Origin of the sequence: Chamaesiphon sp. GL140_3_metabinner_50 (genome assembly GCF_025361915.1) — a bacterium.
Taxonomy (GTDB): Bacteria; Cyanobacteriota; Cyanobacteriia; order Cyanobacteriales; family Chamaesiphonaceae; genus Chamaesiphon.
This window is the reverse complement of the sequence record NZ_JANYJC010000312.1, coordinates 1-15,205: the sequence shown is the minus strand read 5'-3', so window position 1 is coordinate 15,205 and position 15,205 is coordinate 1. Positions and strand designations below refer to the sequence as shown.

At 43.5% G+C, this 15,205-nt stretch carries 18 protein-coding genes; 15 read left to right on the top strand and 3 right to left on the bottom strand.

The features are described from left to right. Positions 1 to 175 precede the first annotated feature (175 nt). Entirely contained in the window at positions 176 to 1,435 is a 1,260-nt protein-coding gene (locus Q0R35_RS15455) for an ABC transporter ATP-binding protein (protein WP_295620240.1), read from the top strand. A gap of 256 nt (positions 1,436 to 1,691) precedes the next feature. On the opposite strand, the gene Q0R35_RS15450 is transcribed toward Q0R35_RS15455, so the two are convergent. Further along, positions 1,692 to 2,075 (bottom strand): type II toxin-antitoxin system PemK/MazF family toxin, encoded by a 384-nt coding sequence (locus Q0R35_RS15450; RefSeq protein WP_295620237.1) that lies wholly within the window; start codon positions 2,073 to 2,075, stop codon positions 1,692 to 1,694. Continuing rightward, entirely contained in the window at positions 2,069 to 2,296 is a 228-nt protein-coding gene (locus Q0R35_RS15445) for a hypothetical protein (RefSeq protein WP_295620233.1), read from the bottom strand. The genes Q0R35_RS15450 and Q0R35_RS15445 overlap by 7 nt, the downstream gene beginning before the upstream one ends. Before the next feature lie 231 nt (positions 2,297 to 2,527). Between Q0R35_RS15445 and Q0R35_RS15440 the strand changes: the two genes are divergently transcribed. From Q0R35_RS15440 to Q0R35_RS15375, 14 genes are all read left to right on the top strand, one after another. Then, entirely contained in the window at positions 2,528 to 3,244 is a 717-nt protein-coding gene (locus Q0R35_RS15440; RefSeq protein ID WP_295620230.1) for a hypothetical protein, read from the top strand. Between the two features lie 99 nt (positions 3,245 to 3,343). Beyond that, positions 3,344 to 4,276 (top strand): DUF1822 family protein, encoded by a 933-nt coding sequence (locus Q0R35_RS15435; RefSeq protein WP_295620227.1) that lies wholly within the window; start codon positions 3,344 to 3,346, stop codon positions 4,274 to 4,276. Between the two features lie 211 nt (positions 4,277 to 4,487). Next, positions 4,488 to 6,770: a CHASE2 domain-containing protein gene (locus tag Q0R35_RS15430; RefSeq protein WP_295620224.1), complete on the top strand. Its 2,283-nt coding sequence runs from the start codon at positions 4,488 to 4,490 to the stop codon at positions 6,768 to 6,770. Next, positions 6,757 to 6,981 (top strand): hypothetical protein, encoded by a 225-nt coding sequence (locus Q0R35_RS15425; protein ID WP_295620221.1) that lies wholly within the window; start codon positions 6,757 to 6,759, stop codon positions 6,979 to 6,981. Before Q0R35_RS15430 ends, Q0R35_RS15425 begins: the two co-directional genes overlap by 14 nt. A gap of 571 nt (positions 6,982 to 7,552) precedes the next feature. Next, entirely contained in the window at positions 7,553 to 8,269 is a 717-nt protein-coding gene (locus Q0R35_RS15420) for a L,D-transpeptidase (RefSeq protein WP_295620218.1), read from the top strand. Positions 8,270 to 8,449: 180 nt separating this feature from the next. After that, positions 8,450 to 8,761 carry an SH3 domain-containing protein gene (locus tag Q0R35_RS15415; RefSeq protein ID WP_295620215.1) on the top strand — a complete coding sequence of 104 codons (312 nt, stop codon included), beginning with the start codon at positions 8,450 to 8,452 and terminating at the stop codon, positions 8,759 to 8,761. Positions 8,762 to 9,112: 351 nt separating this feature from the next. Next, positions 9,113 to 9,382, top strand: coding sequence for a hypothetical protein (locus Q0R35_RS15410; protein ID WP_295620212.1), 270 nt, complete (start codon positions 9,113 to 9,115; stop codon positions 9,380 to 9,382). A gap of 71 nt (positions 9,383 to 9,453) precedes the next feature. Then, a complete protein-coding gene (locus Q0R35_RS15405; RefSeq protein ID WP_295620209.1) occupies positions 9,454 to 9,753 on the top strand; it encodes a hypothetical protein in 300 nt (99 codons plus the stop codon). A 147-nt stretch (positions 9,754 to 9,900) separates the two neighbouring features. Beyond that, positions 9,901 to 10,188, top strand: a complete 288-nt coding sequence (locus tag Q0R35_RS15400; protein WP_295620206.1) for a hypothetical protein — start codon at positions 9,901 to 9,903, stop codon at positions 10,186 to 10,188. Between the two features lie 106 nt (positions 10,189 to 10,294). After that, complete coding sequence (locus Q0R35_RS15395) at positions 10,295 to 10,579, top strand: hypothetical protein (protein WP_295620202.1); 285 nt, start codon at positions 10,295 to 10,297, stop codon at positions 10,577 to 10,579. Between the two features lie 155 nt (positions 10,580 to 10,734). After that, entirely contained in the window at positions 10,735 to 11,118 is a 384-nt protein-coding gene (locus tag Q0R35_RS15390; protein ID WP_295620199.1) for a hypothetical protein, read from the top strand. Positions 11,119 to 11,149: 31 nt separating this feature from the next. Then, positions 11,150 to 11,506 (top strand): hypothetical protein, encoded by a 357-nt coding sequence (locus Q0R35_RS15385; protein ID WP_295620196.1) that lies wholly within the window; start codon positions 11,150 to 11,152, stop codon positions 11,504 to 11,506. Between the two features lie 224 nt (positions 11,507 to 11,730). Continuing rightward, positions 11,731 to 12,969 carry a glutamate carboxypeptidase gene (locus tag Q0R35_RS15380; RefSeq protein WP_295620193.1) on the top strand — a complete coding sequence of 413 codons (1,239 nt, stop codon included), beginning with the start codon at positions 11,731 to 11,733 and terminating at the stop codon, positions 12,967 to 12,969. 127 nt (positions 12,970 to 13,096) lie between these two features. Continuing rightward, positions 13,097 to 13,888, top strand: coding sequence for an ATP-grasp domain-containing protein (locus Q0R35_RS15375; RefSeq protein ID WP_295620190.1), 792 nt, complete (start codon positions 13,097 to 13,099; stop codon positions 13,886 to 13,888). A gap of 358 nt (positions 13,889 to 14,246) precedes the next feature. Here Q0R35_RS15375 and gatB read toward each other — a convergent pair. Then, the coding region (gene gatB, locus Q0R35_RS15370) for an Asp-tRNA(Asn)/Glu-tRNA(Gln) amidotransferase subunit GatB (protein WP_295620187.1) at positions 14,247 to 15,205 on the bottom strand (959 nt) is incomplete at its 5' end.

Genomic DNA, 15,205 nt, shown 5'->3' with positions numbered 1-15,205 from the left:
CGATTGAAATCGCAGCTAATGATACAAAGTCCACCTACGCGGACTAATTAGTCTTTGGATTAACCGAGAAGTATTGGATCGATCTCCCATCTCCCATCTCCCATCTCCCATCTCCCCAGTAATCTGCAATAGTGTGGGAAGATAAAGACTCTCGCGTACTAGACAGCAATCTACCGTGGCACAAGTTACTCTAGAAAACATCTACAAAAGCTATACTCCTACCGCTAGCAAGGATAAAAGCAAACCCCAAACCGCAGCTACTCCCGCAGCCGAAGGTGTGCTGCGGCGGATAAATTTGACCGTAAACAACGGCGAATTTATGGTCTTGGTGGGGGCATCCGGTTGCGGTAAGAGTACCCTCCTGCGGCTAATTGCGGGCTTAGAGACGATTACTGCTGGCACGATCTCGATCGGGGATGTGCTAGTTAACGATCTACCGCCCAAGGAACGGGAGATTGCGATGGTATTTCAGAGTTACGCGCTTTATCCACACATGCGGGTGTATGACAATATCGCTTTTGGATTACGGCGGAGCGAATCTTTGCTCACTCCCGGTTTAGTCAAACAAAGTAAAGGTTTATCCCCTCAAGTCGAAAATTTTCTCGTCGAAATTACGCGCGGGTTTCCGCGTGGGTTGCGCTACATTTCCGCGCGGGAGAAAATTATTGGTAAGAAAGTTCGCCAAGTTGCCGAAATGCTCCAAATTGAGGGTTTATTAGGTCGGTTTCCCAAGCAACTTTCTGGCGGACAAAAACAACGAGTCGCACTCGGACGGGCGATCGCGCGCGAAGCTAAAGTGTTTTTAATGGACGAGCCATTATCGAATCTCGATGCTAAATTACGGGCGGAAACTCGCGCTCAAATCGTCAAATTACAACGTCAATTAGGGACGACGACAATTTATGTCACTCACGATCAAACCGAAGCCATGACAATGGGCGATCGGATTGCCGTCATGAATCGGGGACAAATTCAACAAGTCGCTACCCCACTCGAAATTTACAACCATCCCGCTAATATTTTTGTCGCTCAATTTATCGGTTCGCCCCCGATGAATTTAATTCCAGTCCAAGTCAAATTACCACTATCGATCGGCAACCACCAATTTCGGGTTACCCTTCCCGAAGCATGGGAAAACTGTCTAGAGCAATCTGTCAATCGACCGCTATTAATGGGTATTCGTCCCGAACATTTAACTTTAGGCTTACCAGCTACCAAAAATTTTCACGGCATAATCGAGACAGTCGAAGCCTTGGGTAACGACACTTATATTGGTGTTAAAATTCTCGATTTAGAGCCAACCGATCTGATCCTCAACGTCAGAGTTTCACCCGATAAAGTAGTTACCATCGGTGAAGAAGTCTGGCTGTCGGCAACCACCGATAAAATTCATTTGTTCGATCGCGATACTACTCTAGCACTGCAAATTAACTAATTTACATTTGGCGATCGAATGTTAGAGGCTGTTTGAAAAGTATAGATTAGCACTCGTAAACCCTAGGAATCCCCCCTAGCCCCCCTTCAAAAGGGGGGAACCGGACTCTTAGTCCTCCTTGAAAAGGGGGATTTGGGGAGATTCAAGTCTGCGATTGTAGCAAATAAAACTTTTCAAACAGCATCTTAGGCGTTGCTTGGTAGATCTTTATCTCAAATTTGTTGGACTCATTATTAAATCATGTATTCGATCGTCGTCATTCTTCTTCTACAATAATTTGGGCAACCTCATCATCCGATAAACCAAGGATCGTACACAATGACACATTTAATTGTATGATATACTCTCGATCGAGATAACCGATGACTCGAATAATTCTAGACTTATCGATAACTCTAATTTGTTCGCACAGAATTACAGAATCTTGAGTTAAATTAGCAACACCGATCGGCACAAAGACATGAGATTGCAAGAGACTTTTCCTAATCCTTGATGTTAGTGGCGCAACGATCGTATGTGGACTGGCTGTATTTGCTCGATCTATTTGAATAATAACAGCAGGTCTAATTCCCGATTGCTCTGTACCGATGACTGGATTGAAATCGCAGAGAATAATATCTCCCCGTTTAATTGCTACCACTTAATTTCCCCATTTGCTAACCGAGTTTCATATTCTTCTAAATTAGATAAATAATCTGCAAAATCTGACTCTACCATCTCAGTCGGATCTAATGGGGTTGCAGTTGTCAATCGATCGTGTCGATCTCTCCACAGTAGAAAGTCGATATAATCATTTACTTCGCGAACTAATGAATCTGGCATCTGTCCGATTTTACTAATAGTTTGTGTCTGGATATTCATATTTAGTCATCTTTTTTAGATTAATTCATCTGGATCGGACTGGCTTTTTCCATTCTAATCTATCTTTTGCTGCACGATCTCAGGAATCTAGCAAATCTGTCGGAGCGTTACCCTGAGTAATTTGTCGATTTATCTCCTCAAGGGCATTTGCATAAATATCCGTAAATCTACTGAGTAAGTAATATAGTCGCTCTGGTGCATTCGATTTTGCCGTCAATCAATAGTTCGAGTTTGCCAGAACCTTCAGTCGATAGTCAACTGCGACAGCAGCTAGCTGCTGTGTTAGCAGCTCCCGTGCAGAGTGCTGTTAGAGCTAAGGCAATGAGCAAGTTGCTTCAGACGGTGATGCGGCTACCAGGAATAGATCGAGTCGCTCATCAAGATTACTTGTTAGCACTCAATCAAACCTGGGAATGGATGAGTCGAAATATTGACAAATTTCAACCTTCTACTGCTTGTTTAGAGCTGGATCTAGTCAAATGGATTAATGGCTATTTATATTGGCGAATTTATGACATCTACCACAGTAAAGCTCCTGGTGCAGAGTATCTGAGTTTAGATGAAGAAGTTTTCGATCGCGGTGAAACATATCTAGATTTATTATCAGAATCGGGATTTTTTAATTTTAATCTCGATACTCTCAACGAACATATTCAATTACTCCAACAGCAAGAAGATCGTCAAATTGCGACTCAAATTGAAACCTGGATTCAATTAGATCCACAGCAACAGCTTCAGACTTGTTATCCGCGCGATCGGCAAAACTGCCATTGTCAGGTACTTAGCTATCGGCTGTTAGTTAAAGATCCACCAGACTCTTTTACCCAAATTGCTAGAGATCTAGATCTTCCCTATCAAACATTGGTAGCTCATTGGAAGCGGCGGTGTCTGCCACTATTACAACAACGCGCTCAAAAATTGGGATACGAACCCAATCGGGGTGCATGAATATCTATAATTAAGCTGGCTTAATTTTGCAGATCGGGCGATTGCAACTGACCAATTTAGCTTTTCCGAACGACACATAACACCCACACACCACTCTGTATGACTGACAATAATTTTGATAATTTTACGGTAAATCTCGATCGAACGGCACATAACTATGCGGCAAAATTTGCGGCTGGGCATACTTCGATCGCGAAAGGAAAGCAAGTATATCTCAATACCCTGGCTGTTTGTGCGGTGCGAGAGTATCTCAGTTGTGTCTGTCAACTAGATCTCGATCTGACTCTGAGCGATGGTTGGCAGGTTGAGCTGCAAAGCATCATGAATGTAGCAGATTTAGTAATTCCAAATGTTGGTAAACTGGAATGTCTGCCAGTACTATCGACTACTACAGAAATCGAGATTCCCCCAGTAACCATCGACGAGCGGATCGGTTATGTATTAATACGAGTTAGTGCAGATCTTACCAGTGCCAAACTATTGGGATTTATCGATCGATCTGAGTCGGGTATTATCGACCTAAACACAGTTGAAATTCAGCCTTTAGCCGCTCTATTAGATACAATCTATCATACTCGAATCCAAAAGCTTCAAGATTTTCTAGAAAACACTTTTACTAATGGCTGGGAACCGATCGCCAATGCGATCGAAGTACCCAATGGCGCATTTTCGCTTAGAAATACGAATTATGCTAACTATGACAGCATTCGTAATTTTATGGCAAGTAAAACGATCGATCTCCGCGCCAAAATTGCTAATATCCCTCTATTATTAATGATTGGCTTGGGTGAAGAAGCCGACGGACGAATTAAAGTAAGAATTCGATTACATGCCGCAGGCGGAGTTGCTGTCGTACCCGCTCATCTTCAATTGATGCTCCAATCAGAAAATGGTGGGTTGCTCAGTGAGGTTCAGTATCCCGAACCGATGCATTTTATCCAACTCCAACCATTCAAACTCCTACCTGGCACTCAATTCAAAATTCGAGTAGCATTCGATCGCAGTAGTTTTACAGAGTCATTTGTGGCTTGAATTAGGTTTTAGGTTTTAGGTTTTAGGCTTTAGGGAATAGGGAATAGTGGATAGGGAATAGGGAATAGGGGATAGTGGATAGTGAATAGTGGATAGTAAATAGTGGGTAGGGGATAGTGAATAGATGTGATTACACATATTATCCTTACTCCTTACTCCTTACTCCTTACTCCTTACTCCTTACTCCTTACTCCTTACTCTCCCATCTCCCATGTCTATCAAAATATTCATAAATCTAGGTGCGGGGAATTTGAATGAAGGATTCGATCGCACCAATTCGAGAATCGAGGTAGAGGGTAGATTAGTCGCACAGCAACAAGGTAGTTTGCCCGGTAATGCCACATTACAAGAACTCCACTACCGATGGCAGTTTGATTATGCGGCTTATTACGATAATTATTTTCAGGCGATCCGGGGGAATGCGGCGGAGATCGAACTAGATAATACTGGGGTGACGGGGTTTTCGGTGACTAGTTTCGAGCAAACTCGGATCGAATTAGAGCGACAGATGCGATCGTGGTTAGATAATAGCTCCTTGAGCCAGATCGGGACTTATTTACGATCGCGAGTCAGTAGCCATGCTGAGATGATTATTATCGTCGAATCGGCAGACGATCGAATTTTTCGGCTGCCCTGGCATTGCTGGAGTGTGCTGTGCGACTATTCACAAGCCGAAATTACCTTTAGTCTCAATAATTATCAGTGCCAAACTCCGAATATTTCTCCCCGTACCAAACCAAAAATTTTGGCGGTATTTGGCGATCGCACGGGCATCGATACCACCGCTGATGCCGCATCGCTCCGCCAACTTGAGGCAGATTTAGTCATGCTCACCGAGCCGAGTATTAGCGAACTTACGCATCAACTCACCGATCGGCAGGGCTGGGATTTGCTGTTTTTTGCCGGACACGGCAGCGATAATCCCGTGGGGTCGATTCGACTCAATTTGACAGAATCAGCCACCTTAGCCGACCTCAAACCCGCCTTAAAAACCGCGATCGCCAATGGCTTAAACTTGGCAATTTTTAATTGTTGTAGCGGGCTGGGTTTGGCTGCCAGCCTTGCCGAACTCAATATTCCGACGGCGATCGTCATGCGAGAAGCCATTCCCAATCGGGTAGCGCAAGATTTTTTGCAGACTTTCCTTCACAGTTTCAAGAGTGGTAAGTCGTTACTGGCGGCTGTAGCGGCAGCCAGACAAAGGCTTCAGGCGATCGAGTCCGATTTCCCCTGTGCGACTTGGCTCCCCGTCGTCTTCTGGAATCCGACAGTGGAACTCCCCACCTGGAAGTCGTTTTATCCCCAACCGCTCGCGCGGATTAAGTTGTGGCAATTAGGTGCGATCGCGATCGCCACAACCACCGCGATTTGGGGGGTGCGAAGTCAGGGGTATTTAGAACCCGTCGAATTAGCCGCTTACGATTTGGTAATGGCTACCCGCCCAATCTCTGAAGTCGCCGACAACCGCATCTTAATTATTGGGATCGATCGCGATAAACCCGTAACCGATCGAGTCTTAGCGATCGCACTTACGAAACTCCAACAATACCATCCTCAAGCGATCGGACTAGATATCTATCGCGATCGCGCCGTCGGTGAAGGACATCGAGATTTAACTACCCTACTCCAACAAGATCCGATCGTTAGCGCCTGTCTGATGTCGGGGGATAGTCCCAATTTTCCTGGAGTACACGCACCTGATGGCGTACAGCCAGAGCGAGTGGGTTTTACCAATTTTAGTCTCGATCGCGACTTCCGCCTTAGGCGACAGCTACTCGGCATGGCACCTGTCGATCGCGGCTGCACGACCGATCGCGCTCTGAGCCTGAGCTTGGCATTAAAATACCTGAATGTTACCGCCGACGAAGCTGCCGATGGCAATATTCAAATCGGCAGCCATCAGTTAACTGTATTAAACGGTAATTTCGGCGGCTATCGATCGACCCCATCGCACGATAATTTACGCGGTTTTCAGGTAATGTTAAATTACCGCAATGCCCCCCAGGTTGCCCCACAAGTTAGTTTAAACGATATTTTGAATGGCATAGTGTCAAGCGATGCGATCGCGGGCAAGATCGTCTTAATTGGCTATGTCGGGCGCGATGGTACCGACACATTTGAAATCGGGACGCGGCGCACACTACCTGGGGTGAAAATCCACGCTCAGATGACCAGCAATTTACTCGCCCACATTTTAGACGATCGCGCTTTAATCACCACTTGGGGAGATCTGGCAGAGTTTGGTTGGATTTTATTATGGGCAAACGTTGGGGGTCTAATTTGGCTGCACAGCGGCGGGATGAAGCTGTGGCTAATAGAGACGGGCGCGATTGCGATTATAGTTATTACTTGTGGAGTATACTTAGATACTCGATCGATCTGGATTCCCTGCATTCCCCCCATTATGGCGGTGGTACTCACCCCGCTCTTTGCAACGGGAGCCGAACGATGGCAATTCCGAAATCAAGCCTCACGATCGCATGTCTCTATCTAAATTACTCGCTACCGTCATCTTTCTAAGTGCGTCACCACTAATATCCGTCCCCGATGCCGCCTTTGCCACATTATCCCGCAGAGGAACGCCCAAAGATATCCTTAGGGGCGGAGGCAAACGTCACGCCTGTCTGACTACAGTCAATCGCCGATACAGGTTTAATCACCATCATCCCACCCGATCGCCTCAGCGCAAAAACTCCCAAGGCTGATAAGAAGAAGAAGATGCAGCTCTAGCCACATATTCTCCAAGTACGATAAACCCTGCTTTTGCCGGAGCTAACCAGGCTAAATAGACACTTTGTTTTGCCAAAGTCTCTATATTATCAATCGGGGCAAAATCGACAATTTATGCAAATTCGAGCGATCGAGGGGTAAGTTTGCATAAATTTCATAGATTTTGCTGATAGAAGTATATAAACATACCTACTCGCTGTTAAATCTCAGTACAACCGAAATTTTCAATCGAGCTTGGCGATCGATGCCGATAATATTCAATCGTGCTGGCTAGTTATCAATAGTTAGTCATTTCAATTCATATATTTATAATCGGTACATTCCTGCTTAGGAATGTACTATTTTTCTGCATATAATTGGAATTAATTTGAATAATTAGCCTTAAACAAATAGCAAATACTTTAAAGAATTACATCAAACAAGTGATCTAGGTTCCAGTCAAGCAGATATCAGTGAATTATAAATGAGATATGTCTAGCACGAGGAACAACTAAAGCGGCATTTTAAAGAAATACAGACACAATTAATACCTTTGGAACGAAGACAGTGAAATTGCAACTCGCATTAATTACTTTAACCTTAACATTTGCGATTACTGGCTGCTCGACTAGTCAAGCACAACCAAGTACCGAACCTCAAAATCTACAGTCCGATCGCACCACTAAACCCGTCATTATTGCTGAAGCTCCGCCGCTAAAGCCAAAAATTACGTCAAGCGAGATCTCGACATCCTCAGTCGAATCGACGAGTGGCTATCAGTGTACTAGCAATAAAAATCATTTGTTCTTAGGCAACGGAACAATGAAAAATAAATATGGCAATCCTATTTATTTATTGCATTTATGTGTTAATGGGCAAGCAAGAAGAACTTTTGAAATCGTCACTGGACGAAATTATACTCAACAGCTAAATCGCAACCAAAGCGGTACTCAGTCTCCATTACCAAATGGGAAATATCGCATTGGTAACACACTCGTTCAAGGAACATTAGTAGAAGTAGGTAAAGTAGATGGGCTTAACGTTCGTCAACCATTTTTAGCTATTTCACCACTATTTAGTACTGGTCGATCGGCATTAGGATTTCATGTCGATCCATCTTATAACAAAGATCCCAAAGAAGATGGTACATCTGGTTGTATTGGATTCCTAAATCAAACAGATTTCAAATCTTTTTGGGCTAATGTCCAACAGTATCAAGTCAAAGATTTACAGGTTGCCATTAATACCAAAGCATCCGATAACCCAAATGTTGCCGAACGCTAGACACTTGCCAGTCTTCAGCTTAAATGGTGTCATTCAAAATATTAAATCGATAAACTTGCATAAATCTGTTCGATCGACCAGATAGAAGTATACAAAGATACTTAACAATTCGTAAGAATACGTAAGATATCGACTACTTCCAGTTTCTAAACCAAAATTACCCCGAATCTTCACAACATCATGAAAATTTTAACCGCTACAGCTTTGTTATTCGCCGTCGCTCTTCCCGCTACCGCTCAAGTCGGCCCTGCTTACCGCTCCGCACAAGGTAACAGCTATGGCAATGTCTGCACTGCCGAACGTGGTAGTAGTTTATCGCTCCGCAGCGGCCCTGGCAAGAACTACCGCTCTCTGACTCAAATTCGCGATGGTAATTCCGTCGTGCTGACAAATAGTCAATATGGAAGCGATGGTTTCAAATGGTGGATGACTTCTGCTAACGGTCGCCAAGGTTGGGTCAGAGCCGACTACGTTTGTGGTGCGCCTCAATAACCACAATTATCGATACCGAGTTAGTCTGTAAACGAACTTTCGATACTATCTATTATTCGCGATCGGAGCCGGAGCAGCCACGATTAAATCTTTTAAAAATATCGCTAAAAATATTTAAAAGTTTTTTAATTTTCGTCCCGATATCCAATTTTAATCGCGTAATTCTATAATAGAAGCGATTGCCGATCGTTCAAACAGATGACAATCTAAATTCGGTTTTTCCCGAAATGATGATAGATTAAAAAAAGGATAAGCGAGTCAAATTTATTATTTACTATAAGTTTGATTCGCCGATCGCCAAAAAATAAATAACTGCTTCCATTGTACCCGATAACCCTCAATCTGAATACCATGAACAAACAAAACCTATTTAAAGTCGTAGCGATCTCTGCTGCGATCGGTTCTAGCATTTTGCTCCAAGCTCAAAGCAGCCAAGCTATTCCCCTAGACGACATCTTAGATTCCGCAGGTAAATCATTCGTCCAACAATTATTAGGTCGTCCCGAAGCGAAAAAACCAGATCAAAAGCAGCCCGCCGAGCAAGCAGATGCTAACAACGCTACTTCGACAGTAGATGGTAATGCAACAGGCGAAACTAATAATACTAGCAACAAGCGATAAATATTTTATTTGTTTGTACGAACTTCAATATTCAACCTGTCAATATTTATTAATCAAAACCCAAAATTCAAATGTCATCAAACAAAATATGTTTTAGCCTTGCTGCATTATCTTGGCTATTTGCTAGCATTCCAGCTTTTGCTGATACCGCAAACACAATGACCAGCGACCAAATTACCATCATTAATGGTAGCGGTAATTACTCAAATAGTAATAGCACTCAATCGATTACTAATTCTAGTCAAGGTGGCGAAAATTCTGGAGTTTCGATGAAGAGCAAGCAAGTTTGCGACATCGTAGGCAACGACAACACCTGCGAAAACCGTAGCGAACAAAGAGTGAACATTAACCGTGGCTATTATCGCCGCTAAAAAGTTACCGAGTTACCAGCTACTAGCTAGCTAAAACCGACAATTTCCGTGCTGTCCTATATTAAGGCAAAGTCCGACAGCATTCAATCTAGCATTTGTCTTAAAACGTTTCAACTATTCACCCAACCTCAACCCCCGGAAAAAATCATGTCTTCACGTTTAATCGCTTTGGGTTTCGCTTCTGTTTTATTACTAACCGCTGGCGCACCCGCATTTGCTGATGATGCAGTAATCATGGATAGCAAACAAGAAAACGTTACGACTGGTAATCGTAATAACAGTGTTAACGTCGGTTCGCAAGATGCGGCAATTGAAGGCCGTAATAGCAACACTGGTACATCGATGCGTAGTAATCAGGTTAATGACACAGTCGGTAACGATAGTAATGCAGTCAACGTCGGTCAACAAAAATACAGACGTAATTCTCGTCCATAATTTTTAGATTGCTGTCAGTATTTATCTACAATCTGACAGCATTAGACTCATCAATTGGCTAAAAAAATTTCAACTATTCACCTCACCCCAATCCCTGGAAAAAATCATGTCTTCACGTTCGATCGCTTTTGGTTTCGCTGCTGCTCTGTTACTAATCGCTGGCGCACCCGCATTTGCTGATGATGCGGCGGTGTTTACTAGCAACCAAGAAAACGTTATTACTGGTAATCGGAATAACAGTGTTAATGTGGGTTCGCAAGATGCGGCAATTGAAGGTCGTAATAGCAACACTGGTACATCGATGCGGAGTAATCAGGTTAACGATACCGTTGGTAACGATAATGATTCGCGCAGCGTCAGCGAGCAAAGATACAGACGTAATTCTCGCTAATATTTTCATTGTGCTGTAATCCGATCGACGATCGCAGCATAGAATCTCGCGATTAGCTCATAACTTTTACAAGACTAATCGCGATCGATTCATCCACTAAAGACTGCATCCAATCTTTGGCTGTAGTCTTTCCCCACCTTTTCTAAACAATCAATATGTCGCACCATAAATTTTGGGTTTTAGGCATAACAAGTATTCTCTTACTATCTACAGTCAGTCAAGCTGTTGCTGACGACAATACCGAAGTACGTGCGGGAAAAGTCAGAATTATCCGCGATGCTGATGGTAATACCCAAATCGAAACCGATCGAGTAAAAGTTCAAACTAATTCTGTCGATCTGCAACGTAGTAATCGATATCGAACCCGTCGCACTATTAGAACATCAGTAATTACCACTCCAACTAATTCGATCGATAGTTGTCTCGATCGAGATACCAGCATCCAGCGGGCAAATAATTCGTCTGGTTCTACTAATACCCAAATTAATAAAATTCGTGGTAATAATCGCACGGTAATTCAGTCTTCAACAGATCGTTAAATTAAATTAAAAATTAAATTAGAGGTTGATTATGATTGCTAAATATTTAAGTTTATTGACATTGACCGTGGTAACTTTTGGTAGCTTTACCGCAATTGCACCAGCTTTTGCACAGAGCAATGGCAATACAATTAATCAAACAGATGTTTATGATGGCATGGGGATCGGCGGTCAACCTACCAACCGTACGCGCAACTCTCGCAGTCGGATCGAAAATTCTGGTGGCGCGAATGTCCATAATGACATTCAGATTGGGGTTAGCGACACTTGTGGAAGGTCAAAAAATACTAATAATACCGAACATACTGGCTCGACTGGAGCTAGTGTCAGTGTCAATGTAGATGTTTGCAATCCAATTTATAGTAACCCAGCGACTAACGGTCGGTAAGAAAATAGCTCATCAGCATTAGGACACAAACCCGGCTTTTTGGAAAAGTCGGGTTTGTAACTGTAACAACACTATGGGAGCGTCCCAAGTGAGGGATTTGGTGGCATAATAAGATTCTGGGTGCATTTGGCGCGAATTTGCATAATTGCCCAAACTGATGCCAATCAAGATGGTAACTCTTAGCAATGGCGCGAAGAGTATAACTTCACCCGTTGAGACTTAAAATGAGACTGAGAGTAATAGCTTGCATCGCGATCGCTAGTTTATTATGTGTGACATTGGTACAATTTAATGCTGTGGCAATTACCGATTCTATAGTTTACGATCGAGCAAAGCAATCGCAAACTACCTTGTTAGAACCACTCAAAACTCTCGTCAATATTGATTCGGGGACGGGCGATTTACAAGGCTTGACTAAGGTTGAAAATATAGTTATCGATCGACTCAAATCGATCGGTGCAGATGTGAAAACTATCGATGCCAAACCCAGTGCGGGGCGGAATACTATTGCCACAATTAGAGGTACTGGTAAAGGTAAAATTCTGCTACTCGCCCACACCGATACTGTATTTAAGCAAGGCGGCGCGATCGCCAGTCCATTTAAAATTGCTAATGGCAAAGCCTATGGACTGGGAATTATGGATGACAAAGGCAGTATTTTGTTAGGCATCGAAGCACTCAGAATTTTGAAAGATCTGAATTTTAAGAACTTCGGCACGATTACTTTTTTAATTAATCCAGATGAAGAAAAAGGCTCATTGGGGTCGCGAGAATTAATTAAAGCCACAGCCAAAAAACACGATGTCGCGCTAGTATTAGAATTTGGATCGCCACAAGATAAAGTCACCTCATGGCGGAAGGGCATCGGGTACTATGGCATCGAAGTTAAAGGACGTAAAGCTCATGCCGGAGCCGAACCAGAAAAAGGCTGCAATGCGCTACTAGAAGCAGCTCACCAAACCCTGCAAATGAGCAAACTCGGCGATCCTAAAAAGCAAACGACAGTTAATTTTACCGTCCTCAATACAGGCGACAATACACCAAATACGATTCCAGATTTTGCCAAAGTTCAAGCAGATGTTCGAGTCCTCGAAGCCCAAGAATATACTCGCCTAGAACGTGATTTTACGCGATTTTCACAACAGAAACTACTACCGTGTACGCAAATTAAAGTAATTGCCGAAAAAGGTCGCCCGCCATTTCCAGCCAATCCCCAGACAGATGCATTGGTGAAAAAAGCACAAGCCATTTATCAAACCATCGGTCTTAAATTGGGCGTAGAAGGTAGCGGCGGCGGTACGGATGGCAATTATGCCGCCGCAGTCGGTACGACTACCCTCGATGCTCTGGGACTTGTCGGTGGGGGCGCGCATACCAAGGATGAATATATTGAGATCGATCGCATTGCGCCTAGAATTTATTTATTAACCAAGTTATTGATGGATTTAGGGGGTAGGGAATAGTTTATTCATATATGTCGTAGGGGCGGGTTTATGCTAGCCAGTCTCGATCCATACCAATAAGTATCGAACGAACCCGCCCAACCCCACCAACAACACTCGATTATTGAAATGCACAATCCAAAATGGTATGAGATTTCTGTTTCCTAGCGATTATTTTAAAACCCAACGAGTAGATTCAGCATACACCGAACAATTCGATCGACTGCAAGCAAGTGGCTGTTCGACTTCTGTCATTTCTTTAGAAAATTTAAGTTTGGGTGTGGCTAAAATTTATCCCCAACCAGATTCAGGCGAAAAGTTAATTTATCGAGGTTGGATGCTTTCGCCCGATGAGTATTCATTATTAGTTAATGCTGTCAGAACTACTGGTGCAGATTTATGGATCGATCTCGATGAATATCTCAGCACCCATTATTTACCCAATTGGTATCCATTACTGCAAGATCTCACGCCAGAAACTTATTGGTTTAGTGTAGATGCCGATTTAGAGCGGGAATTAATTAAATTGGGATGGACTAAGTTTTTTATTAAAGATTATGTAAAATCTCTCAAAACATCGATCGGCTCGATAATTAGTAACCCTTCAGAAATCAGGCAAGTTGTAGCCGAAATGCACAAGTTTCGCGGCACGATCGAAGGTGGTATTTGCGTGCGAAAAGTTGAGGAATTTATAACCGCAACCGAGCAACGTTATTTTATTATCAACGGTCGGGCTTTTGCGGCATCAACAGTTACCAAAATTCCAGAGATCGTAAATGTATGTGCCAGTAGAATTAATAGTAAGTTTTTTTCGGTAGATATTATCGATCGCATCGATGGTTCTCAAAGAGTAGTCGAAATTGGCGACGGTCAAGTTTCGGGTTTGGTGGGTTGGAGTATCGATCGATTTACCGATGTGTGGGCTGAATCTCGATCGTGAACGGTATTGTGTCTGGGGCGGCGGTTATTTACCCTCGATAGCATTACGCATGAGAAAGAAACTAAAATCTGCCAAAGCCTAGCTCTAAAAATCCCCTCCCTGGAGGGGTGCCCGTAGGGCGGGGTGGGTGAGATCTACGCTTAAACCATCCGACTTCGATCGATTGTCGCGGATAGAATTAAACCACTTTACCCCAGCTAACTCTCTAGAGAGGGAAAAGTTGGGAGATGGTTTGCTGGTAGCAGAGATCTACCCACCCCGCCCGTTGGGCACCCCTGTCTTGAAAAGGTGCTTTACTTGGGGAAACCCCAAGAACGCACTTTTCGCTCCGAGGAGGGGATTTACATGCCGAGATTTTTTAGCTGTTGAGCTTTTGATTCAAAATTTGGTTGGCTAATTTTGGTTCGGCGCGTCCGCCAGTTTCCTTCATCATTTGACCGACAAAGAAGCCTAGCAGCTTAGTTTTTCCAGCTTTATATTGTTCTAATTCTTTGGGATTTGCCGCCAGAATTGTATCGACAATTTTAGCTAATTCTGCCGGATCGGAAATCGAAATTAAACCTTTACTTTCGACTAACTTTTGCACAGAACCGCCGCTCTCGAATAATTCTGGCAGAATTTCTTTAGCAATTTTGCCATTGATGGTTCCTTTGTCAATTAGCCCGACTAATTCGGCTAAGACAGTTGGAGTGAGGGCAATTTCGGTAATGCCAACTTTTTGCGTTTTGAGATAGGCGGTAATATCACCCATCACCCAATTAGCAGCTTGCTTGATATCTGCACCCGCAGCAATTGTGGCTTCGAGATATTCGGCTACAGATCGATCGTCGGTTAAGACTCGCGTATCATAGGCGGATAAGCCTAATTCTGTTTGATAGCGGTGGCGTTTTTCAACTGGTAATTCGGGTAATTCTGCTTGCCAAACTGCCTTTTGACTATCTGCCAAAATCATTGGTGTCAGATCTGGTTCGGGGAAATAGCGATAATCGCTAGAGCCTTCTTTGCTCCGCATACTAATCGTGCGTTGCGTGCCTTCTTCCCATAATCTTGTTTCTTGAAAAATTGGCTCGTTATTACCAATCGCCGCAATTTGTCTTTCGATCTCATAATCGATCGCGCGGTGAATGGCACTAAAAGAGTTCATATTCTTGATTTCTACTTTAACCCCAAACTCTTTACGACCCACAGGACGCACGGAAATATTTACATCGCACCGGAGGGAGCCTTCTTGCATATTCCCGTCGCCTACACCCAGATAGCGGATGATGCGGCGAATTTCTTGGGCGTATTCGGCTGCTTCAATGCCGCTCCGCAAAT

What these genes read in the sequence shown, in the direction of transcription:
- Q0R35_RS15445 (WP_295620233.1), bottom strand. Translation starts at nt 2,296, where the DNA reads ATGAATATCCAGACACAAACTATTAGTAAAATCGGACAGATGCCAGAT.
- Q0R35_RS15435 (WP_295620227.1), top strand. Translation starts at nt 3,344, where the DNA reads ATGACTGACAATAATTTTGATAATTTTACGGTAAATCTCGATCGAACG.
- Q0R35_RS15430 (WP_295620224.1), top strand. Translation starts at nt 4,488, where the DNA reads ATGTCTATCAAAATATTCATAAATCTAGGTGCGGGGAATTTGAATGAA.
- Q0R35_RS15425 (WP_295620221.1), top strand. Translation starts at nt 6,757, where the DNA reads ATGTCTCTATCTAAATTACTCGCTACCGTCATCTTTCTAAGTGCGTCA.
- Q0R35_RS15415 (WP_295620215.1), top strand. Translation starts at nt 8,450, where the DNA reads ATGAAAATTTTAACCGCTACAGCTTTGTTATTCGCCGTCGCTCTTCCC.
- Q0R35_RS15410 (WP_295620212.1), top strand. Translation starts at nt 9,113, where the DNA reads ATGAACAAACAAAACCTATTTAAAGTCGTAGCGATCTCTGCTGCGATC.
- Q0R35_RS15405 (WP_295620209.1), top strand. Translation starts at nt 9,454, where the DNA reads ATGTCATCAAACAAAATATGTTTTAGCCTTGCTGCATTATCTTGGCTA.
- Q0R35_RS15400 (WP_295620206.1), top strand. Translation starts at nt 9,901, where the DNA reads ATGTCTTCACGTTTAATCGCTTTGGGTTTCGCTTCTGTTTTATTACTA.
- Q0R35_RS15395 (WP_295620202.1), top strand. Translation starts at nt 10,295, where the DNA reads ATGTCTTCACGTTCGATCGCTTTTGGTTTCGCTGCTGCTCTGTTACTA.
- Q0R35_RS15390 (WP_295620199.1), top strand. Translation starts at nt 10,735, where the DNA reads ATGTCGCACCATAAATTTTGGGTTTTAGGCATAACAAGTATTCTCTTA.
- Q0R35_RS15385 (WP_295620196.1), top strand. Translation starts at nt 11,150, where the DNA reads ATGATTGCTAAATATTTAAGTTTATTGACATTGACCGTGGTAACTTTT.
- Q0R35_RS15380 (WP_295620193.1), top strand. Translation starts at nt 11,731, where the DNA reads ATGAGACTGAGAGTAATAGCTTGCATCGCGATCGCTAGTTTATTATGT.
- Q0R35_RS15375 (WP_295620190.1), top strand. Translation starts at nt 13,097, where the DNA reads ATGAGATTTCTGTTTCCTAGCGATTATTTTAAAACCCAACGAGTAGAT.